A 23,108-nucleotide genomic window follows, 5' to 3' on the forward strand; every position below is an offset into this window, starting at 1 on the left:
CAGATTCTAATCCCCCATCAAGACACAAGCGGCCTTGTGCCGCGAAAGGGCTGCAAAGCAGCCCCAGATTCTTCATAGCCCCGCAGCCTTCAGCCGAGCGGCATGCTCGGTAAATAGCCGCACCGGCTCGGCGCCCTTGCCCACCGCGCCCAGTGACTGGTTGACGATGTCCAGGTGATCGAGCGGATAGTCGTCACCGATCACCTGGCCCAGGTGCGAACTGAAGCGCCCGACCATGCCATCGCACTGCCCCTTCTCCCTGACAAAGCTGCGGGCGAACAGGCGGCAGAAGTAGTTGCTGCCGTCGAAGCGGTTCAGGCCCTGGTCGCTGCGCCCTGGCCGCAAGGTGCCGGACCAGGAGTAGTAGCGCACCCCATTCACTTCGGGCGGCCCCTCGCCACCCCAGACCTCCGGCAGCCCCTGTGGATAAGCCTGGTTGAACAGCGCCACCCCGGCGCGGGTCAGCGACTGGTGCGACGCATGCACGTCGATCGGCAGCGGCTCGCGGCGCCAACCGGTCTCCAGCCAGCCCAGCAGCACGGCCATGCCATGCAGCAGCGCCTTGAGGATGCGCCCCTGGGGTGAGTCGCCCGGCGCCGTGCGTTCGAGGTGGTCGGCCAGCTCCGAGCCATGATTGGGGCCGGCCACCGAGGTTACCGAAGCCACCCGGTCGGGCCGCTTCGCGGCCGCATAGCGCGCGCTCAGCGCCCCCTGGCTATGCCCGATCAGGTTGACCTTCTCGGCCCCCGTGCGCTGGCAGATTTCCTCGATGATGCCCAGCAACTGCTCGCCCCGCACTTCGCTGGAATGCAGCGGCGACACCTGCACCGGGAACACCTGCGCACCGCCCCGGCGCAATGCCGGAACGATGCCGAACCAGTAGGGATACAGCAGCGCCCGCACGAAACCGAGCATACCCGGCACCAGCACCAGTGGATAACGCGTGGCCAGTTCCTGACTCATCACCCTTGCCCTCATCCGTGAACAGACCGGCCCACCACCCTACAGCGTGATCGAAGACAAGCGCAATCGAACTCCTGGCGCGCCGTGCGGTTCCAAGCAGAACAGACCCTGAGCAAGGAGCGGCACCATGCACAAGCGAACCCTGGCCATCCTTCTGGCAAGCGCGACCCTCGCCGCCTGCGGCAGCCGCCCGGAGAACCCGGTGGACTACGTCACCTACCGCGACGAGCCGCTGGTCAAGCAGGTCGAGCACGGCATGACCATGCAGAAGGTCATCGCCATCGGCGGCAGCCCGTCGAACGTCATCGACCTGCCCCACGGCGGCACCTGCAACGACTACATCCTCAACCGCGATGGCCACCAGCAGCCCTACTACGTGCGCTTCGACGCCACCGGCCATGTCGACGCCAAGGGCTTCAAGACCTGCAAGCAACGCCAGCAAGACAGCGACGCCGTGCACGGCGCCTGACCCCACCCGATGCCTACGGAGATCAACATGAGCGTTGAACTGACCGATGTGAAGACCCTGCGCGACCGCGCCCGCAAGCATGTCGAGCAAGGGGCGGTGACCGAGGGTTACCACGCCGACCGCGAGAAGATCCTGCGCCTGCTCAACGAGTCACTGGCCACCGAGCTGGTCTGCACCCTGCGCTACAAGCGCCACTACTTCATGGCCAGCGGCATCAAGGCCAGCGTCGCCGCCGAGGAATTCCTCGAGCATGCCAACCAGGAAAGCGAACACGCCGACCGGCTGGCCGAACGCATCGTGCAACTGGGCGGCGAGCCGGACTTCAACCCGGACAACCTGAGCAAGCATTCCCACGCCCAGTACGTGGCGGGTGATTCGCTGAAGGAGATGGTGCTGGAGGACCTGGTGGCCGAACGTATCGCCATCGACAGCTACCGGGAGATCATCCAGTACATCGGCGACAAGGACCCGACCACCCGGCGCATCTTCGAAGACATCCTGGCCCAGGAAGAGGAGCATCCGGACGATATGTCCGATTTGCTGAAAGGGTTGTGAATGCCGGCACGCCCCTTACGATCCCTGTAGGAGCGGCTTTAGCCGCGAACACCGGCGTAGCCGGTGCCAATCACCGTGTCGCCTGCTTCGCGGCTGAAGCCGCTCCTACAATCATTGCTTCACCGCCGCCGGCGCCTTGCCGGTCTTCATCTGCTGCAACAACGGCGTGCACTGGTTCGGCGCATCGCCACTGCTCGGCGCAATCAATGCCAGCGGCACCGCCTGCACGCCGGCGCTGGGCTTGGCAAACGGCCCACGCACATACAGTGGCGAGCGTAGCGAGAACAACCGCAGGCCCTTGGATTCAGGGGTGATCTTCAAGTCCAGCTGCTCACTGGCGAAGTTGGCCGTGCCGTTGATGTAGATGATCGCGTTCTCGGTGTCGAAGACGAACAAGCGCGTGGTAGCCAGGCCATTCTTGATCCCGACGTCGGCCGCGGCGCAATTGATCTTCACGTCCTCATCGCCGAACAGCTTGCCGACCACGTAGTTACCCACGTTGAGCCCGGCGATCTCCATCAGGCCACGGCTGATGGCGCCATCGTTCATCAACAGGCGCAGGTCACCGTTGGCGGTGCCCAGCAAGGCCGCCACCGAGTTGCCGCGGCCGCTGATGTCGGCGTCGCCGTTGAGCTCGCCGAAGCTGGTCTGCATGGGTGCGAAGCCGGGGAACAGCTGCTTGAGCTTGAAGCCGCGCGCGGTCAACCGGGCACGGCCCTGCAACGGTGCGCCACGGCCGTCCAGGCGGATGTTGGAATCAAGGCTGCCACCGGCCACGCCAAAGCGCAGCGGCTCCAGGCGCAGCAGGCCATCATCGAGGATCACGTGGGCGGAGAGGTCGTTGAATGGCAACTTCTCGCTGTGGACGATGCGCTTGCCGGCAAAACTGACGTCGGCATCCATCGCCCGCCAGCGCTCGGTGCGGAATTCCTCCACCGGCAACACCTTGCCTGTCGGCTGCTTGCTGGCGCCACCGCGCGCCTTCTGCGCGCTGTTGGAGTCGGCGCCGATCAACGGCGCCAGGTCTTTGAACAGCAGCTGGTTCGAGACCAGCTTGCCCGACAGCTTCGGCCGCGGCTGGCTGGCGACGAAAGCCAGGTCACCATGGATGTCGCTGTCGCCGATCTTGCCGTTGAAGCCCTCGTAGCGGAACTGCGCGCCTGCTGGGTCGTGCAGGTTGGCAGTCAGGTGGCCATCGGTGGAGTACGCCGGCGTGTCCGGCAGGGTCACGCCGGTCAGCGGGTAGAGGTTGCCCAGGCTGCTGCCGGAGAGCGCCAGGCGCAGGTCCAGGGCGCCCAGGTTGCGTGGATCGGTCAGGGTACCTGCCAGGACCACGCGGGTATCGCCGATGCGTGCGTCGGCCTGCAAAGGGAAGGGCTGGCTGGCGTCCTGCAGCGCCAGCAACCCGCCGATCTTGCCGGTGGCGGCCACCGCCTGGCCTTTGTAGCGGCCCTGGGCCTTGAAGCCAAACGCATAATCCTGGGCCTTGCCGGCCTTCTCGGCGCGCTCCTTGCCGACGATATCGCTGAACGGGATCGGCTTGCCGAGCGGGTCGACCTGCACCTTCATGCTGGTCTTCAGGGTCTGGTCATCGAAGCTGACATTGCCCTGGTCAAAGCCGATGGCGCCGATATCCAGCTCCCATTTCGAGGGAGGGGTGTTCTCGTCCTTGGGCCCGAAGTCGAAGACCCAGTTGGCGCGGCCATCGGCCAGGCGCGCAAGGCTGGCGCTGGGCTTGACCAGGTCGATACGCGGGATGCTGATGCGCTGGACGATCAGCGGCAGTGGCGACAGGCGGAACTCCACGCGCTCCAGCCCGACCATCCGTGGCTCCTTGAGCCAGTCGGGGTTGCCGAGCGTGAGGTCTTCGGCGGTAAAGTGCGGCCAGGGCACGAAGGCCCGCCAGCCACCCTCTTCAGGCTCGGTGCGCCAGTTCACGGCGAGGTTGCCATTGATGGCGAAGGGGCGATGCAGGGCTTCGGAAACCTTTTCGTTGAGCAACGGCTTGACCCGGTTCCAGTCGAAGGTGGCGATCACCACCACCAGGATCGCCAGCAAGGTGGCCAGGGTGGCGAAGGTCCAAAGGAGGATTCTGGCGGGGCGCGTCATGCGGGGCTCTCCTGACTGCATGGCTCGAAGCGGGTGTCGCGATGGCACTCAGTATGTCGGACTGATGAAAACCCGTCGGGTTTAATCCGGACGGCCATGATAACGAAGTTTTCCTGACGCCTTTCTCAGCTTTGGGTCGACGAACGGCCACGGTGTTACCGGGCCGAAGGCACGCACACAGGTTGAGCGCACCTCCACAAGCGCCGCCGTAGAGGCGTTGCGACTCAGTATCAATCCCGTCGATTGTCACCATTATCCCGATGAACTTCTCTCTGGCGTTACCGGGCGTAGCATTGCCTCCGTACCCACTTTCCCAGCCCCCCAGAGGAGCACCGAGATCATGAAACGCCATCTGCTGCTGAGCCTGACCCTGTCCGTCCTTGCCGCCAACGCCTTCGCCCTGCCGGCCGAAGACCAGCACCTGAGCGCCGAATCGCGTTCCAGTGCCGCGACCGTCGCCCAACCGCTGAACACCCTGGCCGAAGGCGGCGCCGAACGCCTGCAAGAACGTGCCGGACGCTTGGCCGAAGGGGGTTCTGACCGTCTGATCGAACGTAACAACCGTGTTGCCGAAGGTGGCTCGGACCGTCTGATCGAACGCAACAACCGTGTGGCCGAAGGTGGCTCGGACCGTCTGATCGAACGCAACAACCGTGTAGCCGAAGGTGGTTCGGACCGTCTGATCGAACGCAACAACCGTGTAGCCGAAGGTGGCTCGGACCGTCTGATCGAACGTAACAACCGTGTAGCCGAAGGTGGCTCGGATCGTCTGATCGAACGTAACAACCGTGTAGCCGAAGGTGGCTCGGATCGTCTGGTCGAACTCAGCCGTGTGAGCTGATCGCCATGGCCGAGAACAACAACCCGCCCTACTGCGCCTGCTCCCCTCCAAGCCCGGTCCATTGACCGGGCTTTGTTTTTTTATCCAGAATGCCCAGCCGTACCGTCAAAGAATCCTGCCCCATGCTGCCGCGCGCCGAACAGAAGCTACAAACCCGCCAGGCCCTGCTGGATGCCGCCTGCCTGCTCATGGAGAGCGGCCGTGGCTTCGGCAGCATCAGCCTGCGCGAGGTGGCCAAGGCCGCTGGCATCGTGCCCACCGGCTTCTATCGCCACTTCCCCGACATGGACGCCCTGGGCCTGGCCCTGGTCGCCGAGGTGGACACCACTTTCCGCCAGACCATTCGCCTGGTGCGGCACAACGAGTTCGAGCTCGGTGGCATCACCGACGCTTCGGTGCGAATCTTCCTCGACGTGGTGATCGCCCATCGCGCGCAGTTCCTGTTCCTGGCCCGCGAGCAGTACGGTGGCTCGCAGCCAGTGCGCCAGGCCATCGCCCGCCTGCGCCAGGACATCAGCAGCGACTTGGCCACCGACCTTGCGCGCATGCCGCGCTGGCAGCACCTGGACGGCGCGGCGCTGGCGGTGATGGCCGACCTGGTGGTCAAGACCGTGTTCGCCACCCTGCCCGAGCTGATCGACAGCCCCGACCCGGGTTATCCACAGGCCTTGTCGCCGCAGGAAAAGATCACCCAGCAGTTGCGCTTCATTTTTGTCGGCGCACGGCATTGGCAGGGATTGGGTAATCCTGGCTGATCCCTGTTCGCCGGCAAGCCGCCTGCTACACCCTCCCCTGTAGGAGCCGGCTTGCCGGCGAACAGGCCACGACAACCAACCCACATCCGCACTTCTGCTACCATGGCGCCCTGCCCGACCGTCACGAGCGCCACCATGTCCGACCCCCGCCCCGCACTGACCCGTGTCCACCAGCACTTCGCCGAACGCATCGTTCCGCTGTGGCAGGGCCCTGGCTGGAACGCCGACATGGCGCTGCCCTACGAAGCCCTCGACGCCCAGCACCAGCCACTGCCCGTGCAGCGCTACCGGGCCATGGCCTGTGCCCGCCAGCTCTACCTCTTCAGCAGCCGCATCGAGCAGCCCGGCGCGGCCGAGCGCGCAGCGGCGCTGTTCCGCTCGCTGCAACGGCACTTCCACGACGCCGAGCACGGCGGCTGGTTCTACAGCATCGACGCCGAAGGCAAGCCGCTGGATCGGCGCAAGGACCTCTACACCCACGCCTTCATCGTCTTCGCCTGCGCCCATTACTGGGGCAAGGTGCGCGAAGGCCTGGTGGAGTCGGCCCTGAACGCGGCGCTGGAAATCGTTGCCGAGCAGTTCGCCCGCGATGATGGCCTGTACGAAGCCAGCCTGGGCGAGGACTGGTCGGACCTGGGCAGCGGCCCGCTGCAGAACCCGCAAATGCACCTGGCCGAAGCCTTCCTCCAGGTGCTAGCCGTGCGTGAAGACGAGCACGTTCGCGAGGCATTGCTGGACCTGTGCGAGGGGTTGCAGGCGCAGTTCATCGAACCGACCCACGGCTTGATGTTGGAGAAACCACGCGGGGCTGTGGATAACTGGTTCGAGCCAGGCCATCAGTTTGAATGGTTCTACTTGCTGGAGACCTCGCCGCTGCTGCGCGGGACAGCGCTGCACGCCTCCATCACCCGCGCCTTCGCCTATGCCGAGCAGTGCGGTGTGAAAGATACGGCGGTGCTGGCGATGCTCGATGTCGACGGCAAGGTCATCGATGCGACCCAACGGATCTGGGCCCAGGCCGAGTACCTGCGGGCGCTGGCCTTGCGGCCAGGCAGCGAGGCGAGGTTGCTGGCGCAGTTGCAGGCGCTGGCGTCGCGATTCCTGCATGACGGTGGCTGGCATGAGTGCCGCGATGGTGCGGGGGCGGTGAGCCGTCACGACATGCCTTCGACCACGCCCTATCACCTGGCGACCTGCCTGGAAGGCTTGCAGCGCCTGAACTGACGCTTTCGCGGGTAAACCCGCTCCTACAGGGACCGCGTCACGTTCAAGATCGGCGCCATACCTGTAGGAGCCGGCGTTGCCGGCGAATGGCCCGCAAAGCGGGCCCCATCACAAGCTTCAGCCCTTGGCCGATCGGTCGATCGAGAACCCCGCCCAGTCCTGGCTCACCGGCATCAGCTCGAGGCTGTTGATGTTGATGTGTGCCGGCTGGTTGAGGATCCAGAAAATCGTCTCGGCGATGTCCTGCGGCTGGATCGGCTCGGCGCCTGCATAGGTGGCGTCATACTTCGCCTGGTCACCACCGAAGCGCACCAGCGAGAATTCGCTCTCGCACAGCCCCGGCTCGATATTGCTCACTCGCACGCCGGTACCGCGCAGGTCGCAGCGCAGGCTCAGCGAGAACTGCCCGACGAAGGCCTTGGTGCCGCCATACACGTTGGCACCCGGGTACGGGTAGTTACCCGCCACGGAACCGACGTTGAGAATCGACGCGCCGCGCCCGTGGGCGATCAACCGTGGCAGCAGCAGGCGGGTGGTGTACATCAGGCCCTTGATGTTGGTGTCGACCATGGTTTCCCAGTCGTCCAGGCTGCAGTTCTGCGCGGCATCCACCCCCAGCGCCAGGCCGGCGTTGTTGACCAGGCCCTGAAGCTTGTCGAAGCTCGGCGGCAGGCTGGCGATGGCCGCCTCCATCGCCTGGCGATCACGCACATCGACCACCAAACCATGAACTTCGGTCTTGGCCGACAGCTCGGCGCACAGCGCGTCCAGGCGCTCCTGGCGACGGCCGGTCAGCACCAGCTTCCAGCCGGCATCGGCGAAACGGCGGGCGGTCGCCTCACCGAAACCGGAAGTCGCGCCAGTGATGAATACGGTGGACGTCATGCTCTTCTCCTTGGGGTGTGGTCGGCAGGTTTTGCAGCATGCCCGGCGCAAGCGTTGTCGACAACCGTTTCAGCAGCTGCTCAAAAAATAAACAACACCGGGAAAGCCCCGTAATAGATGGCTCGCGCCAGACTATGCGCATCTTATCCACAAGGCTTTCCCCACGGATTGGGGGCAACTCGTCGGACGAAGGGAACCAAATGGATGGAAAAGGTCCTGTGGACATCTCCCAATGATGGCGCAACGCTTTCAATCATGCCGCTTGCAGCAGTCTGTCCAACGTTTTTTCACAGAGTTATCCACAGAAATGCATGCCGCTTGCCTTGTGCATTGAGTGAGCAGAAAAGTGCAGTGAAATCATGCACAACCGTAGTTTGATCAAAAAACAGACAACCCTTTGCAGGCTACGAAAACAAAGGGCTTGAGCAAGGTGCCACCATGTTTTCCACAGGCGGTTCCACACAATCGGTGGAACGTTTTCAGCTTGTGGAAACAAGGGTTTGCGGTGGGGTCGTGGAGTGTTTCAAGAAAGATATGCGACAAGTTGTCCACATGCGTCGCCTGTGTTCGCCAGCAGGCCGGCTCCTACCTGATTTCGTAGGAGCCGGCTTGCCGGCGAACAGCCGCTCGATCAGTGCCCGCCCAGATAGGCGTTACGCACCTCCTCGTTCACCAACAACTCCTGCCCCGTCCCGGTCATGCGAATCTGCCCGTTGACCATCACGTACGCCCGGTCCGACAGCTTCAGCGCATGGTTGGCGTTCTGCTCCACCAGGAAGATGGTCATCCCCGTCTGCGCCAGCTCGCGCAGCGTGGCGAAGATCTGCTTGACCACGATCGGCGCCAACCCCAGCGATGGCTCGTCGAGCAATAGCAACTTGGGCCGGCTCATCAGCGCCCGGGCAATGGCGAGCATCTGCTGCTCGCCCCCGGACATGGTCATGGCACGCTGGTTGCGCCGCTCCTTCAGCCGCGGGAACAGCTCGTACATGCGCTGCATGTCCTCGGCCGCATGCTGGTCGCCGATGGGGATGGTGCCCATCATCAGGTTCTCCTCGACGGTCATGTCGGGGAATACCCGGCGCCCTTCCGGCGACTGGGCGATGCCATTGGAAGCGATGTAGTGCGACGACTTGCGGGTGATGTCGGTACCGCGATAGACGATATGCCCCGACGCCGCCCGCGGCTGGCCGAAGATCGACATCAGCAGCGTGGACTTGCCCGCGCCGTTGGCGCCGATCAGGCTCACCGTCTCGCCTTCGTTGATGTGCATCGAGACTTTCTTCAAGGCCTGGATCGGCCCGTAGAACACGTCCAGTTCCTTCAGTTCGAGAATGGGCGCACTCATACCAGCTCCTCTTCGTCGGCACCCAGGTAGGCGGCGATAACCGTCGGGTTGTGGCGGATGTCCTGCGGCGCGCCTTCGGCGATCACGTTGCCGTGGTCGAGCACGACGATATGGTCGGAAATGCTCATGACCATGCCCATGTCGTGCTCGATCAGCACCACGGTGATGTCATGTTCGTCGCGCAGCACACGGATCATGCGGCTCAGGGCCTCGGTTTCCTGCGGGTTGAGACCGGCGGCCGGCTCGTCCAGGCAGATGATCTTCGGCCGCGTGCACATGGCCCGGGCGATCTCCAGGCGGCGTTGCTGGCCATACGAAAGCTCGCCGGCCAGGCGGTTGGCACAGTCGACCAGGTCGACCACCTCCAGCCAGTAGAAGGCATGGTCCAGCGCATCGCTCTCGGCCTGGCGATAGGCCTTGGTGTTGAGCACCCCGGCCAGCAGGTTGCGGTTGACCCACATGTGCTGGGCCACCAGCAGGTTCTCCACCACGGACATTTCCCTGAACAGGCGAATGTTCTGGAACGTCCGCGCCAGCCCGGCGCGGTTGACCAGGTGAGTGCCGCCGAACATCTTGTAGTACATGCGGTTGGCAAAGCGCGCCGGCGAGACGAAGTCCGTTGGCTGGAAGCGCTCGCCCAGCAGTTGGATGACGTTGGTGCTGCTGCCGCGCACATTCAGCTCGATGCGCCCGCCGCTGGCCTTGTAGAAGCCGGTCAGGCAGTTGAACACGGTGGTCTTGCCCGCACCGTTTGGCCCGATCAGGGCGAAGATCTGGTTGCGCTTCACTTTCAGGCTGACATCGCTGAGCGCCTTGATCCCACCGAACTGCATCATCAGGTTGTCGACCGACAGAATGATATCGTCGCTCATGGCGCCACTCCTTTACGTGGGACGACACCGGTACGGCTGATGCGGATCAGCCCTCGCGGTCGCCAGATCATCATCAGCACCATCAGCACGCCGAACAGCAGCACCCGGTATTCGGAGAAGCTGCGCAGCAGCTCCGGCGCCACGGTCAGCACGAAGGCTGCGATCACCACACCCACGGTCGAGCCCATGCCGCCGAGCACGACGATGGCCAGGATCAGCGCCGACTCGAAGAAGGTGAACGACGAAGGGTTGACGAAGCCTTGGTAGGAGGCGAAGAACACGCCCGCCAGGCCAGCAGTGGATGCACCGAGGGTGAACGCCGAAAGCTTAACCAGCACATGGTTCAGGCCCATGGAGCGGCAGGCGATCTCGTCTTCACGCAGTGCTTCCCAGGCGCGGCCCACTGGCATGCGGGTCAGCCGGTGCTTGATGTACAGCACCGCCAGCACCACCAGGAACAGCACGGCATAGATGAACACGAACTTGAGGTTGGCGTTGTACTCGAAGCCGAAGAACTCGTGGATCGGCACACCGCCGTCCTTCGCCCGGCGCCCGAACTCCAGGCCCATGAACGTCGGCGATGGCACCGGCATGCCGTTCGGGCCACCGGTGAACGACAGCCAGTTGTTCAGCACCAGGCGAATGATCTCGCCGAAACCGAGGGTGACGATGGCCAGGTAGTCACCGTGCATTCGCAACACCGGGAAGCCGAGGATGCACCCTGCCAGCGCCGCGGCGATCGCCGCCAGCGGCAGCACGCTCCAGAAGCCCAGGCCAAGATACTGGTAGCCCAGGGCCAGGCCGTAGGCGCCGATGGCGTAGAAGGCCACGTAGCCCAGGTCGAGCAGGCCAGCCAAACCGACCACGATGTTCAAGCCAAGGCCCAGCAACACGTAGATCAGCCCGAGGATGACCACGGTCAGCAGGTACTTGTTGGCAAACACCGGGAACACGATGGCGATCACGATCAGCGCCGGGATGATGTAGCGCAGCCGCGACTTGTAGTTCGGCGCCAGCACATGCACGCCCGAGCCACCGCTGTCGAAGCCCTGCAACATGCGCAGGCCGGTGCCAGTCTGCAGGAACAGGCTGAGCAGGAAGCGCCCGACCATCACCCCGCCGACCAGCCAGGCGACGCGGGTGGGCTCGGCGTTGAAGCTGTAGCCGTCGAGCACCACGCCGACGACCGGGCCAAACACGATAAGGGCCAGCAGGCCGGCGACGATAGTCTCCAGCAGGCTGCGTTTGAGGTCGAAACCCTTGGTTTCGGAAGCAGAGGCAGTTTTGGCAGAAGACATGTTCACACCTTAGCCACGAGCGGGCGACCCAGCAGGCCTTGCGGACGGAAGATGAGGATCATCACCAGCAGCGAGAAGCTGAACACATCCTTGTAGTCAGAGTTGATCAAACCGGAGAACAGCGATTCGGAGATGCCCAGGATGATCCCGCCGAGCATCGCGCCAGGTAGCGAGCCAATACCCCCGAGCACCGCGGCGGTGAACGCCTTGATACCGATGATGAAGCCGGCGTAGAAGTCGAAGGTGCCGTAGTTCATGGTGATCAGCACGCCGGCCAGCGCCGCCATCACCGCGCCGATGACGAACACGTAGGAGATCACCCGGTCGGTGTTGATCCCCAGGATCGAGGCCATCTTGCGGTCCTGTTGCGTGGCCCGGCACATGCGGCCGAGCTTGGTGTACTTGATCACATAGGTGAGCAGGCCCATGCCGACGAACGCGGCCACCAGGATGAAGATCTTGGTGTAGGTGAGTTGCACGAAACCACTGCCCACCTCGACGCGCCAGGCCCCTTCGAGCAGGGTCGGCACGCCTTGCTGGCGCGCGCCCTGGCTGATCTGCGCGTAGTTCTGCAGGATCAGCGAGATGCCGATGGCGCTGATCAGCGGTGCCAGGCGGGTGGAGTTGCGCAGGGGCTTGTAGGCGATGCGCTCGATGGTGAAGCCATAGACGCCGGTGACGACGACGGTGAACAACAGCGTGCCCAGCATCAGCAGGGGGAAGGACTCGACGCCGAAGTAGGCCAGCAATGCCAGGCTGATCGCCGCGAGGTACGCGGAGATCATGTACACCTCGCCGTGCGCGAAGTTGATCATGCCGATGATGCCATAGACCATTGTGTAGCCGATGGCGATCAGGCCATAGACCGACCCGAGGGTCAGGCCGTTGACCAGTTGCTGCAGGAAAATACCATCCATAACGCAATCTCACCTGATTGAGATTGCACGAGCGCCGACCACGGCAGGCCACGGATGAAGCGGCCCTCGCAGCGCAGAACTGTGCAGATCTACGGATAAAGACGGGTACCGCGGGGCAGCGGCCCGAGCGTTCTGGCGCCCGGGCCGGATGCCATTGTTATTTTTGTTTTTCCAGCTGGTGGTACTTGCCGTCCTTGTCCCACTGGTAGACCACATAGTCCGATACCGTCAGGTCACCCTTGCTGTCCCACTTCTTCTCGCCCATGACGGTCTTGACCGGGTTGGCCTTGAGCCACTTGGCGGCATCCTCGCCCTTGTTCGACTTGGCGCCGTTGAACGCGGCGGCCAGGGCCTGGACCGAGGCATAGGCGTACAGGGTGTAGCCTTCAGGTTCGGTGCCGGCCTTGCGGAACTCTTCCACCACCGCCTTGCTGTCGGGCAGCAGGCGCGGGTCGGCGCCGAAGGTCATGTACACGCCGTCGACGTACTGGGCACCGCCTGCCGTGGCCACCAACTCGTCGGTGACGATGCCGTCATCGGACATGAACTTGACGTCCTTCAGGCCCTGCTCGCGCAGCTGGCGCACCAGCGGGCCGGCTTCCGGGTGCAGGCCGCCGAAGTAGACGACATCGGCGCCGGCGGCACGGATCTTGGTGACCACGGCGCTGAAGTCCTTCTCGCCACGGGTCAGGCCCTCGTACAGCACCGGGGTGACGCCACGCTTGGTCAGCTGTGCCTTGGTCGCATCGGCCAAGCCCTGGCCGTAGGTGTCCTTGTCGTGCAGCACCGCCACTTTCTTGCCCTTGAGCACGTCGACGATGTAGTCGCCGGCGACGATGCCCTGCTGGTCGTCGCGGCCGCACATGCGGAACATCGCGCCCAGACCGCGCTCGGTGACCTGCGGGTTGGTGGAACCCGGGGTGATGGCGATCACGCCGGCTTCGTCGTACACCTCGGAGGCGGGAATAGTGTTGGAGGAGCAGAAGTGACCGACCACGCCGATGACCTTGTCCTGGTCGACCAGGCGGTTGGCCACGGCCACGGCCTGCTTCGGTTCGCAGGCGTCATCACCCTTGACCAGAACGATCTTCTCGCCGTTCACCCCACCGGCGGCGTTGATCTTGTCGGCCGCCGCCTGGGCACCTTTCATGTACTGCTCGCCAAACGCTGCGTTGGCCCCGGTCATGGGGCCTGCGACGCCAAACTTGACGTCAGCCTGAACATACGAAGAAACACCCAGTGCCGTGGCCACGGCCAGTGCCAGGAAACCTTTCTTGTAAAACGTCTGCGACATGAGGTGGTGCTCCTAGAGTATTTTTTTTGGTTGGCACTACAACTTCTCAGCCCTGTGCTCCGAGCAAGGGCCGTGCCAGTGGATTTGTCTTCCGGGAAAACACACGACAGGGCGTAGTGACAGGCGACCGACGGCCTTTTCTTTATTGAGCGTGCAACCGTCTACGTCGGAGCAAGCGCCACCGACACGCCTAGACAAGGAGCAACCTGCGAGCGCCATCATTGCAACCCTTGCGAGTGTTAACGTGCAACCGACCTGTAACAGCAGACGTCACCGAAGTGCACACCACTGGTGCGGGACTGCTACAGGGGGCACCGTTTAAAGGCTAGCCGGTGCACGGAAAAACACCTGTTTTGGCGGGTTCGCCGGCAGCAAAACCTGTAGGAGCCGGCTTGCCGGCGAACCAGGCACATCAACTCCGCAAAGGCTGGCACAATAGCCACCATTCGACGCCCTGGAGCCCCCCCCTGATGAGCGAGAGCGCATTCGCCGAGCGCATCGTGCACAACCTGCTCGACACCGACTTCTACAAGCTGACGATGATGCAGGCGGTGCTGCACAACTACCCGGACGCCGACGTCGAATGGGAATTCCGCTGCCGCAACGGCGAAGACCTGCGCCCCTACCTGGGCGAGATCCGCAACCAGCTCGAGCTGCTCAGCGAACTGACCCTGGAAGACGAGCAACTGGCCTTCCTCGAACGCATCAGCTTCCTCAAGCCCGATTTCCTGCGCTTCCTGCGCCTGTTCCGCTTCAACCTGCGTTACGTGCGCGTCGGCATCGAGCATGACCAGTTGTTCCTGCGCATCCGTGGCCCCTGGCTGCACGTGATCCTGTTCGAAGTGCCGTTGCTGGCGATCATCAGCGAAGTGCGCAACCGCCACCTGCACCCGCGCATGCGCCTTTCTGAAGCGCGCGACCAGCTGCATCGCAAGTTCGACTGGCTGAGCGCCCATGCCAGCGACGACGAGCTGGCACACCTGCAGGTGGCCGACTTCGGCACCCGGCGGCGCTTCTCCAGCCGTGTCCAGGAGGAAGTGGTGCGCGTGCTGCGCGATGACTTCCCGGCCCGTTTCGTGGGTACCAGCAACGTCGACCTGGCATGGAAACTGGATATCAAGCCTTTGGGCACCATGGCCCACGAATGGATCATGGCCCATCAGCAGCTCGGCCCGCGGCTGATCGACAGCCAGATCGCCGCGCTCGACTGCTGGGTGCGTGAATACCGTGGCCTGCTGGGTATCGCCCTGACCGACTGCATCACCATGGATGCGTTCCTGAAGGACTTCGACCTGTACTTCGCCAAGCTCTTCGATGGTTTGCGCCACGACTCGGGCGAGCCAGTAGCCTGGGCCGAGAAGGCCATCGCCCACTACCAGAAGCTGGGCATCGACCCGATGACCAAGACCCTGGTGTTCTCCGATGGCCTCAACCTCACCCGCTCGCTGGAAATCTTCCGTGCCCTGCGCGGGCGCATCAACGTCAGTTTCGGTATCGGTACCAACCTGACCTGCGACATCCCTGGTGTGGCGCCCATGAACATCGTGCTTAAAATGACCGACTGCAACGGCTCACCGGTGGCGAAGATCTCCGACGAAGCCGCCAAGACCCAGTGCCGCGACGAGAACTTCGTCACCTACCTGCGTCACGTATTCAAAGCCCCCAGCAAGGAGTAACCCATGCAAGCCGTTCAGCAAGAGATTGCCCAGGCGCTCAAGGTGCAGCCGCCGTTCGAAAGCGCCGCCGCGCTCGAGCAGGAAGTCGCCCGGCGCGTGGCCTTCATCAAGGGCTGCCTGCACAACGCCCGGCTCAAGACCCTGGTGCTGGGCATCAGCGGCGGTGTCGATTCGCTGACTGCCGCCCTGCTCGCCCAGCGCGCCATCAACGAGCTGCGCGGCGAAACCGGCGACAAGGCCTACACCTTCATCGCCGTGCGCCTGCCGTACCATGTACAGCACGACGAGCACGACGCCCAGGCGTGTCTTGAGGTGATCAAGGCGGATGAAGTTCACACCATCGATATCGCGCCAGCCGTGAAGGCCTTGGCGGCAGAAGTGCAGGAACTGAAAAACGGCTCGCCGACCCTGGTCGACTTCGTCGTCGGCAACATCAAGGCGCGCACCCGCATGGTCGCCCAGTACACCGTCGCCGGCGCCCGCGCGGGTCTGGTGATCGGCACCGACCACGCCGCAGAGGCGGTGATGGGCTTCTTCACCAAATTCGGTGACGGGGCTTGCGACCTGGCGCCGCTGAGCGGGCTGGTGAAGAACCAGGTGCGGGCGATCGCGCGCAGCTTCGGCGCGCCGGAGGCGCTGGTTGAGAAGGTGCCGACCGCAGACCTCGAAGACCTCGAGCCGGGCAAGCCGGACGAAGCCTCCCACGGCGTGACCTACCAGCAGATCGACGCCTTCCTGCATGGCCAGGCGGTGAGCCAGGAGGCGTTCGACATCATCGTCGCCACCTACCGCAAGACCCAGCACAAGCGCGAGTTGCCTTTCGCGCCTTGAGGCCAATGGGGCTGCTACGCAGCCCTTTCGCGGCACAAGGCCGCTCCTACAGAAGATATGCAATCCCCTGTAGGAGCGGCCTTGTGCCGCGAAAGGAGGGCAACGCCCTCCCCCGGTTTCAAATCGTCATTACTTGACGACGACCTTGCCCTTCATCATCGAGATGTGGCCTGGGAAGGTGCAGAAGAAGCTGTAGTCGCCACCGGCTTCCAGCTTGGTCGCATCGAACTTCACTTCGGTTTCTTTCTCAGGCGCGCCGATCATCTTGGTGTGGGCGATGATCGCGGCATTGTCGGCCTTGATGTAATCCTTTTCCAGGCCCTGGGACATGCCGTCGGTGGCGATGGCCTGCATGTCGGCGGTCTTGCTGATTACCAGGTTGTGGCCCATGACGTTCTTCGGCAGGTTGCCGGAGTGGGTCAGTTTGACGGTGAATTCCTTGCAGCTCTTGTCGACCGTGATTTCCTTGGTGCTGAACGACATCTGGTCGGTCGAGTCGACAGTCACCGAACACTCGGCTGCGAAGACAGAGGCGCTGGCGAGGGTCAGCAGGGATACCGCTACAGCTTTCGCAAACATCATGAATCTCCTTGGCAGGGGTTTATCAATTGCGAGTCTGCCTGAAACCGGAACGCCCGTCCCTGATATGGGTCAAGGGGTGTCAAGTGGCCAGGCAGTAGATTTGTTCAATGGATTGTATACAACCAATCAAAGTGCACATCATGCCCTCTTACTGGACGATGGGACAACCTCTCATTTAGGAGTAATTGCCATGACCTTGAACAGCCTGATGCGCAGCCTGCTGGCTGCCTATGCCAGCGGTGCCAGTGGCGCGGCCGTCTGCGAGTTCGCCCGCCCCGAGTAATCACCCCTTGGAAGCGACAGGCATGCGCCTTACCCTGTGCGCGCATGTAAAGGGAGATAAGCAATGCCTGTACGTTCCGTTTGTGTCTTCTGTGGCGCCAGTATCGGCGCCAACCCCGCCTACCGCGAAGCTGCCGTTGCCCTGGGCCAGGCCATCGCCCACCGTGGCCTGACGCTGGTATACGGCGGTGGCGCGGTGGGGCTGATGGGCACTGTCGCCGACGCCGCCCTGGCGGCCGGTGGCGAGGTCATCGGCATCATTCCCGAAAGCCTGATGAACGCCGAGATCGGCCACAAGGGCCTGACCCGCCTGGAAGTGGTGGATGGCATGCATGCGCGCAAGGCGCGCATGGCCGAACTCAGCGATGCCTTTATCGCCCTGCCGGGCGGCCTGGGCACGCTTGAAGAGCTGTTCGAAGTGTGGACCTGGGGCCAACTGGGCTATCACGCCAAGCCGCTGGGGCTGCTCGATGTAAACGGCTTCTATGAAAAGCTGGGCGGGTTCCTCGACCATATCGTCGAGGAAGGTTTCGTGCGGCCGCAGCATCGGGCGATGCTGTTGCTCGGGCAGCAGCCGGAGGCGCTGCTGGACGGGATGGATCGGTTCGAGTCGCCGGTGTTGCCGAAGTGGGTCGACAAGCAGCCTGATTGAAAGCTGAAATCCCGGGACCGCTTTGCGGTCCTTTCGCGGCACAAGGCCGCTCCTACAGAAGATCGCATTCGCCTGTAGGAGCGGCCTTGTGCCGCGAAAGGGCTGCATAGCAGCCCCAAGAACGATCAATCAACGCGGGATGACAGGCTGGCGCGGCTTCTTGCCCTTGCCACCCTTGGCTGCTTCCTTGCGCTCCTTGGCCGCCTGCTGGTTGCGGGCGAACGCCTCGGCCTTGGCCTTCTCGCGCTTGTCCCACGGTTTGCTGCCATCGCTGGCGCGTGGTGGCAGGCCAGTGTGCTGAGTGAGGATCTTCTGGTCCTTGCCCACCTTGTGGCTGCCGGCCGGGGTCGAGTTCTTGCGGCGCGCGCTCTGGTAGCTGTCGGTCTGCGGCTGGTGCAGCGGGATCAACTGGTGCTTGCCCGGCCCGATCAGGTCGGCGCGGCCCATGCGCTGCAGCGCCTCACGCAGCATCGGCCAGCCCTTCGGGTCGTGGTAGCGCAGGAACGCCTTGTGCAACCGGCGCTGCTCCTCGCTCTTGACGATCTCCACCCCTTCGCTCTTGTAGGTGACCTTGCGCAGCGGGTTCTTGCCCGAGTGGTACATCGCGGTGGCCGAGGCCATCGGCGAGGGGTAGAACGCCTGCACCTGGTCGGCACGGAAACCGTTGCCCTTGAGCCACAGGGCGAGGTTCATCATGTCTTCGTCGGTGGTGCCCGGGTGGGCGGCGATGAAGTACGGGATCAGGTACTGCTCCTTGCCCGCTTCCTTCGAGAACTTCTCGAACATGCGCTTGAAGCGGTCGTAGGTGCCGATACCCGGCTTCATCATCTTGTCCAGCGGGCCACGCTCGGTATGCTCCGGCGCGATCTTCAGGTAGCCACCGACGTGGTGGGTGACCAGCTCACGCACGTACTCCGGCGATTCCACCGCCAGGTCGTAGCGCAGGCCCGAGGCGATCAGGATCTTCTTCACCCCTGGCAATGCACGGGCCTTGCGGTACAGCTCGATCAGCGAGCTGTGGTCTGTGTTGAGGTTCTCGCAGATGCCAGGGAACACGCACGACGGCTTGCGGCAGTGCTTCTCGATGTCATGGCTCTTGCAGGCGATGCGGTACATGTTGGCGGTCGGGCCGCCCAGGTCGGAGACCACGCCGGTGAAGCCCGGCACCTTGTCGCGCATCTCCTCGATCTCGCGGATGATCGAGTCGTGGGAGCGGTTCTGGATGATCCGGCCTTCGTGCTCGGTGATCGAGCAGAAGGTGCAGCCACCGAAGCAGCCACGCATGATGTTCACCGAGAAGCGGATCATCTCGTAGGCCGGGATGCGCTCCTTGCCATAGACCGGGTGCGGGACGCGCGCGTAGGGCATGCCGAACACGTAGTCCATCTCTTCGGTGGTCATGGGGATGGGTGGCGGGTTGAACCACACATCCACTTCACCATGCTTCTGCACCAGGGCGCGGGCGTTGCCCGGGTTGGTCTCAAGGTGCAGCACGCGGTTGGCGTGGGCGTAGAGCACCGGGTCGTTGCGGACTTTCTCGAACGATGGCAGGCGAATCACCGACTTCTCGCGGGTGACGCTCGGGCTGTCGAGAATCTGCACGACCTTGGCTTCGTTCGGGTCTTCCTGGTCGCCCTTGGCCTGCTCGATGGCACAGGCTTGGGTGTCTTGCGTGTTCACGTACGGGTTGATGATCTTGTCGACCCGGCCCGGACGGTCGATGCGGGTGGAGTCGATCTCGAACCAGCCCTGCGGCGTGTCGCGGCGAATGAACGCGGTACCACGCACGTCGGTGATGTGCTCGATGCTTTCGCCCTGGGACAGGCGCTGGGCAACCTCGACGATCGCCCGCTCGGCGTTGCCGTACAGCAGGATGTCGGCGCTGGCGTCGACCAGGATCGAGTGGCGGACCTTGTCCTGCCAGTAGTCATAGTGGGCGATACGGCGCAGCGAGGCCTCGATGCCGCCGAGCACGATCGGCACGTGCTTGTAGGCTTCCTTGCAACGCTGGCTGTACACCAGGCTGGCACGGTCAGGGCGCTTGCCGGCCAAGCCGCCGGGGGTGTAGGCGTCGTCGGAACGGATCTTCTTGTCCGCGGTGTAGCGGTTGATCATCGAGTCCATGTTGCCGGCCGCGACACCGAAGAACAGGTTCGGCTCGCCGAGCTTCATGAAGTCGTCTTTCGACTGCCAGTTCGGCTGGGCGATGATGCCCACGCGGAAGCCCTGGGCTTCCAGCAAACGGCCGATGATCGCCATGCCGAACGAGGCATGGTCGACGTAGGCGTCGCCGGTCACGATGATGATGTCGCAGGAGTCCCAGCCGAGCTGATCCATCTCCTCCCTGCTCATGGGCAGGAACGGTGCCGGTCCGAAGCATTCGGCCCAGTACTTGGGATAGTCGTAGAGTGGTTTGGCTGCTTGCATGTCAGTGACCGGTTCTAATGTGCAGGAAAATCGCGGGCGCGGAATATAGCACAAATTTTGACCAAATCCGACGGTGGTGGTCGGATTCATGGAGCGGACGAATAACGCGACGGGCGCAGTCTCTGTAGGAGCGGCCTTGTGCCGCGAAAGGGCCGCATAGCGGCCCCAGCATTTTTGCGCCACCACTGAATTGCTGGGGCCGCTGCGCAGCCCTTTCGCGGCACAAGGCCGCTCCTACAGAGTTCCCGGACAGCCCTTATTCGTCGTCGTCGAAGTTGTACATGCCCGGCGCGAGGTTCTCGAAGCGGGTGTACTTGCCGATGAACGCCAGGCGCACGAAGCCGATGGGGCCGTTACGCTGCTTACCAATGATGATTTCCGCAACGCCCTTGTGCTCGGTCTCGGGGTGATACACCTCGTCGCGATACACGAACATGATCACGTCGGCGTCCTGCTCGATCGCACCCGATTCACGCAGGTCGGAGTTGACCGGGCGCTTGTTCGGGCGCTGCTCCAGGGAGCGGTTGAGCTGCGAGAGGGCGATCACCGGGCAGTTGAACTCCTTCGCCAGCGCCTTGAGCGAGCGGGAGATCTCGGAAATCTCGTTGGTCCGGTTGTCGCCGGCGGACCCCGGAATCTGCATCAGCTGCAAGTAGTCGACCATGATCATGCCGATCTCGCCATGCTCACGCGCCAGGCGGCGGGTCCGCGCACGCATTTCCGAAGGGCTGATGCCAGCGGTATCGTCGATGAACAGCTTGCGGTCGTTGAGCAGGTTGACCGCCGAGGTGAGCCGCGGCCAGTCGTCGTCGTCCAGTTGGCCGGAACGCACCTTGGTCTGGTCGATGCGGCCGAGGGACGAGAGCATACGCATGATCAGCGACTCACCTGGCATCTCGAGGGAGAACACCAACACCACCTTGTCACTGCGCAACACGGCGTTTTCCACCAGGTTCATGGCGAAGGTGGTCTTGCCCATCGAGGGGCGGCCAGCGACGATGATCAGGTCGGCGGCCTGCAGGCCACTGGTCTTCTCGTCCAGGTCGGTATAGCCGGTGGAAATCCCGGTGATATCGCTGTCGGAGTTGAACAGCGTATCGATCCGGTCGATGGCCATGGTCAACAGCTCGTTGACCCCCACCGGCCCGCCGGTCTTCGGCCGCGCCTCGGCGATCTGGAAGATCTGCCGCTCGGCGTCGTCGAGGATTTCCTCGGCGTTGCGCCCCTGGGGGTTGAAGGCGTTGTCGGCGATGTCGGTGCTGATGCTGATCAGCTGACGCAGCGTGGCCCGCTCGCGGATGATCGCGGCGTAGGCCTTGATGTTGGCCACCGACGGGGTGTTCTTGGCCAGCTCGGCGAGGTAGGCCAGGCCGCCCACTTGCGTGGACACGCCTTCCTTGTCCAACTGCTCGTGCAGGGTCACCACGTCGAACGGCTGGTTGGCATCCACCAGCTTGTGGATGGCGCGGAAGATCAGGCGGTGGTCATGCCGGTAGAAATCGCCATCCGACACCTGGTCCAGCACCCGCTCCCAGGCGTTGTTGTCCAGCATCAGGCCACCGAGCACGGCCTGTTCGGCCTCGATGGAATGCGGCGGCACCTTCAGGGCAGCGGTTTGCAGGTCGAGCTGTTCGGGATGGGTGATCTCGTTCATGGCCACGAAAGAATTCTGGAAGATGAAAAAGACAAAGGGCACGGCCTGTTCAGAACAGGACCGTGCCCGATGTTAACCGCCCGGCCCGCGAGGGGCCAGCCGATCAGCGCAGCTTAGGCAGCTACGACAACCACGCGTACGGTGGCTTCAACGTCGCTGTGCAGGTGCACGGCTACGTCGTATTCGCCAACCTGACGGATGGTGCCGTTCGGCAGACGAACTTCAGCCTTGGCCACTTCAACGCCGGAGGCGGTCAGGGCGTCAGCGATGTCGTGGGTGCCGATCGAACCGAACAGCTTGCCTTCGTCGCCAGCGGTGGCAGTGATGGTCACTTCCAGCTCGGCCAGTTGGGCAGCGCGGCTTTCAGCCGAAGCTTTCTTGTCTGCTGCGGCTTTTTCCAGCTCGGCACGGCGCTCTTCGAACGCAGCCAGGTTGGCGGCGTTGGCAACGGTGGCCTTGCCGAACGGCAGCAGGAAGTTACGGCCGTAACCGGCCTTAACATTTACTTTGTCGCCCAGGTTACCCAGGTTGGCGACTTTTTCCAGCAGGATCAGTTCCATTTGGTAAAACCTCTTAACTTTTAACCTTCACCGTTCGCGGAGTCGTCACCCTGTGAAGGGGACTTGCGACCGCGAAAATCAAACAGGCTGTCGACAATGGCCAAAACCACGAGCAACGGATAAATCAGCTGCATGAGCAGCGGCAGCGTCACGTACAGCCCCACCAGCCAGAACCCGGCCAGTCGCCCTTGTGCCACCAGCCCATGAACCAGGGCGAGGGCAGCGAGCAGCAGTACCAGGCTTGATGCCGATGCCAGCACGATGAACTGTGACCCGAGGAACGGGCCCAGCACCATCAGCGACACCAGCGCCAGCATCGATACTGGCGGCAGCCTCACGTCGCGGAACTCGCGACCGAAACCACCGGGGTTGTACAACTCGGCTTGCCAGTAGCGCGCCAGCATCAAAGCCACCACGCTGAACAACTGCAGCATCACCGCACTGGAAGCGACCAGCAAAGGGCCGATCAGCTCACCAGGCAACACTGGCTTGCCTTCGAACTGCGGCAGGGCTTTTTCAAGCGCCTTGGCCAGCACTTCGAAAGTCTCGCGCAGCGCCACGTCCAGGATCAGGCCGTAGACCAGGCCTAATACGATGCTGGACAGCAGCACCCGGTTCCAGGAATGCCCGGCACGCAACAAAGCGGCCAGCCCCAGCGTCCCCAACAGCACCAGCAAGGTGCTTGGTTCGCCGAAGAACCACATGGCCAGCGCCGGCAAAAGGCCCCAGGCGATGACCGATGACGCATCCTTGAACCCACGCCGCAGGAACACCAGGCTCCCGGCGGCGGCACTCAACCAGAACAGCAGCGGCAGTACCGCGCTGATGACCACCACGAGGGTGGCCTGCATACGACCGCGCATGATGAAACTGGCTAACGCTCGCATGCTTATCCCTTGCTACTTAAGTCGACG

21 protein-coding genes are annotated in these 23,108 nt (G+C 63.3%); 8 read left to right on the forward strand and 13 right to left on the reverse strand.

Annotation, left to right across the window (positions count from 1 at the left end):
- Positions 1-72 precede the first annotated feature (72 nt).
- The gene (locus P5705_RS16335) at positions 73-963 is read right to left on the reverse strand and encodes a lipase family alpha/beta hydrolase (RefSeq protein WP_277461901.1); all 891 of its coding nucleotides are present in this window, start codon (positions 961-963) and stop codon (positions 73-75) included.
- A 127-nt stretch (positions 964-1,090) separates the two neighbouring features.
- Between P5705_RS16335 and osmE the strand changes: the two genes are divergently transcribed.
- Together osmE and P5705_RS16345 are read left to right on the forward strand one after the other, a co-directional pair.
- Positions 1,091-1,432, forward strand: coding sequence for an osmotically-inducible lipoprotein OsmE (gene osmE, locus P5705_RS16340; RefSeq protein ID WP_277461902.1), 342 nt, complete (start codon positions 1,091-1,093; stop codon positions 1,430-1,432).
- Positions 1,433-1,459: 27 nt separating this feature from the next.
- Positions 1,460-1,987, forward strand: coding sequence for a ferritin-like domain-containing protein (locus P5705_RS16345; protein ID WP_277461903.1), 528 nt, complete (start codon positions 1,460-1,462; stop codon positions 1,985-1,987).
- 111 nt (positions 1,988-2,098) lie between these two features.
- Here P5705_RS16345 and P5705_RS16350 read toward each other — a convergent pair whose 3' ends face one another.
- Entirely contained in the window at positions 2,099-4,096 is a 1,998-nt protein-coding gene (locus tag P5705_RS16350) for an AsmA family protein (RefSeq protein WP_277461904.1), read from the reverse strand.
- A 340-nt stretch (positions 4,097-4,436) separates the two neighbouring features.
- Between P5705_RS16350 and P5705_RS16355 the strand changes: the two genes are divergently transcribed.
- From P5705_RS16355 to P5705_RS16365, 3 genes are all read left to right on the forward strand, one after another.
- Positions 4,437-4,937: a phage infection protein gene (locus P5705_RS16355; RefSeq protein ID WP_277461906.1), complete on the forward strand. Its 501-nt coding sequence runs from the start codon at positions 4,437-4,439 to the stop codon at positions 4,935-4,937.
- Positions 4,938-5,059: 122 nt separating this feature from the next.
- Positions 5,060-5,692: a TetR family transcriptional regulator gene (locus P5705_RS16360; protein WP_277461907.1), complete on the forward strand. Its 633-nt coding sequence runs from the start codon at positions 5,060-5,062 to the stop codon at positions 5,690-5,692.
- A 135-nt stretch (positions 5,693-5,827) separates the two neighbouring features.
- Positions 5,828-6,916 carry an AGE family epimerase/isomerase gene (locus tag P5705_RS16365; RefSeq protein WP_277461908.1) on the forward strand — a complete coding sequence of 363 codons (1,089 nt, stop codon included), beginning with the start codon at positions 5,828-5,830 and terminating at the stop codon, positions 6,914-6,916.
- Positions 6,917-7,033: 117 nt separating this feature from the next.
- Here the strand turns inward: P5705_RS16365 and P5705_RS16370 are convergent, their stop codons facing one another.
- From P5705_RS16370 to P5705_RS16395, 6 genes are all read right to left on the reverse strand, one after another.
- Positions 7,034-7,801, reverse strand: a complete 768-nt coding sequence (locus P5705_RS16370; RefSeq protein ID WP_277461909.1) for an SDR family oxidoreductase — start codon at positions 7,799-7,801, stop codon at positions 7,034-7,036.
- A gap of 631 nt (positions 7,802-8,432) precedes the next feature.
- A complete protein-coding gene (locus tag P5705_RS16375; protein WP_277461910.1) occupies positions 8,433-9,149 on the reverse strand; it encodes an ABC transporter ATP-binding protein in 717 nt (238 codons plus the stop codon).
- Complete coding sequence (locus P5705_RS16380) at positions 9,146-10,021, reverse strand: ABC transporter ATP-binding protein (protein WP_248917637.1); 876 nt, start codon at positions 10,019-10,021, stop codon at positions 9,146-9,148. Before P5705_RS16380 ends, P5705_RS16375 begins: the two co-directional genes overlap by 4 nt.
- A complete protein-coding gene (livM, locus tag P5705_RS16385) occupies positions 10,018-11,319 on the reverse strand; it encodes a high-affinity branched-chain amino acid ABC transporter permease LivM (protein ID WP_277461911.1) in 1,302 nt (433 codons plus the stop codon). The genes P5705_RS16380 and livM overlap by 4 nt, the downstream gene beginning before the upstream one ends.
- Before the next feature lie 2 nt (positions 11,320-11,321).
- Complete coding sequence (locus tag P5705_RS16390) at positions 11,322-12,236, reverse strand: ABC transporter permease subunit (protein WP_044488501.1); 915 nt, start codon at positions 12,234-12,236, stop codon at positions 11,322-11,324.
- Between the two features lie 157 nt (positions 12,237-12,393).
- Positions 12,394-13,530, reverse strand: a complete 1,137-nt coding sequence (locus tag P5705_RS16395; RefSeq protein WP_277461912.1) for a branched-chain amino acid ABC transporter substrate-binding protein — start codon at positions 13,528-13,530, stop codon at positions 12,394-12,396.
- A gap of 470 nt (positions 13,531-14,000) precedes the next feature.
- On the opposite strand from P5705_RS16395, the gene pncB reads away from it, so the two are divergent.
- Positions 14,001-15,206: a nicotinate phosphoribosyltransferase gene (pncB, locus tag P5705_RS16400; RefSeq protein WP_277461913.1), complete on the forward strand. Its 1,206-nt coding sequence runs from the start codon at positions 14,001-14,003 to the stop codon at positions 15,204-15,206.
- Between the two features lie 3 nt (positions 15,207-15,209).
- Positions 15,210-16,037 carry an ammonia-dependent NAD(+) synthetase gene (gene nadE / locus P5705_RS16405; RefSeq protein ID WP_277461914.1) on the forward strand — a complete coding sequence of 276 codons (828 nt, stop codon included), beginning with the start codon at positions 15,210-15,212 and terminating at the stop codon, positions 16,035-16,037.
- Positions 16,038-16,166: 129 nt separating this feature from the next.
- Here nadE and azu read toward each other — a convergent pair whose 3' ends face one another.
- The gene (gene azu / locus P5705_RS16410) at positions 16,167-16,616 is read right to left on the reverse strand and encodes an azurin (protein WP_277461915.1); all 450 of its coding nucleotides are present in this window, start codon (positions 16,614-16,616) and stop codon (positions 16,167-16,169) included.
- 349 nt (positions 16,617-16,965) lie between these two features.
- Here azu and P5705_RS16415 point away from each other — a divergent pair, with 349 nt between their 5' ends.
- Positions 16,966-17,553: a TIGR00730 family Rossman fold protein gene (locus P5705_RS16415; RefSeq protein ID WP_277461916.1), complete on the forward strand. Its 588-nt coding sequence runs from the start codon at positions 16,966-16,968 to the stop codon at positions 17,551-17,553.
- A gap of 129 nt (positions 17,554-17,682) precedes the next feature.
- On the opposite strand, the gene P5705_RS16420 is transcribed toward P5705_RS16415, so the two are convergent.
- The 4 genes from P5705_RS16420 to P5705_RS16435 all read right to left on the reverse strand — a co-directional run bounded on the left by P5705_RS16420 (position 17,683) and on the right by P5705_RS16435 (position 23,081).
- Entirely contained in the window at positions 17,683-19,980 is a 2,298-nt protein-coding gene (locus P5705_RS16420) for a YgiQ family radical SAM protein (RefSeq protein WP_277461917.1), read from the reverse strand.
- A gap of 256 nt (positions 19,981-20,236) precedes the next feature.
- Entirely contained in the window at positions 20,237-21,634 is a 1,398-nt protein-coding gene (dnaB, locus tag P5705_RS16425; RefSeq protein WP_277461918.1) for a replicative DNA helicase, read from the reverse strand.
- A gap of 113 nt (positions 21,635-21,747) precedes the next feature.
- On the reverse strand, positions 21,748-22,194 hold the full coding sequence (rplI, locus tag P5705_RS16430; protein WP_011535934.1) for a 50S ribosomal protein L9: 447 nt from the start codon (positions 22,192-22,194) through the stop codon (positions 21,748-21,750).
- Between the two features lie 20 nt (positions 22,195-22,214).
- A complete protein-coding gene (locus P5705_RS16435) occupies positions 22,215-23,081 on the reverse strand; it encodes a hypothetical protein (protein ID WP_011535935.1) in 867 nt (288 codons plus the stop codon).
- Positions 23,082-23,108 lie beyond the last annotated feature (27 nt).

The sequence above is a fragment of the Pseudomonas entomophila genome (genome assembly GCF_029478665.1).
In the GTDB taxonomy this organism is placed as follows: Bacteria; Pseudomonadota; Gammaproteobacteria; order Pseudomonadales; family Pseudomonadaceae; genus Aquipseudomonas; species Aquipseudomonas entomophila_F.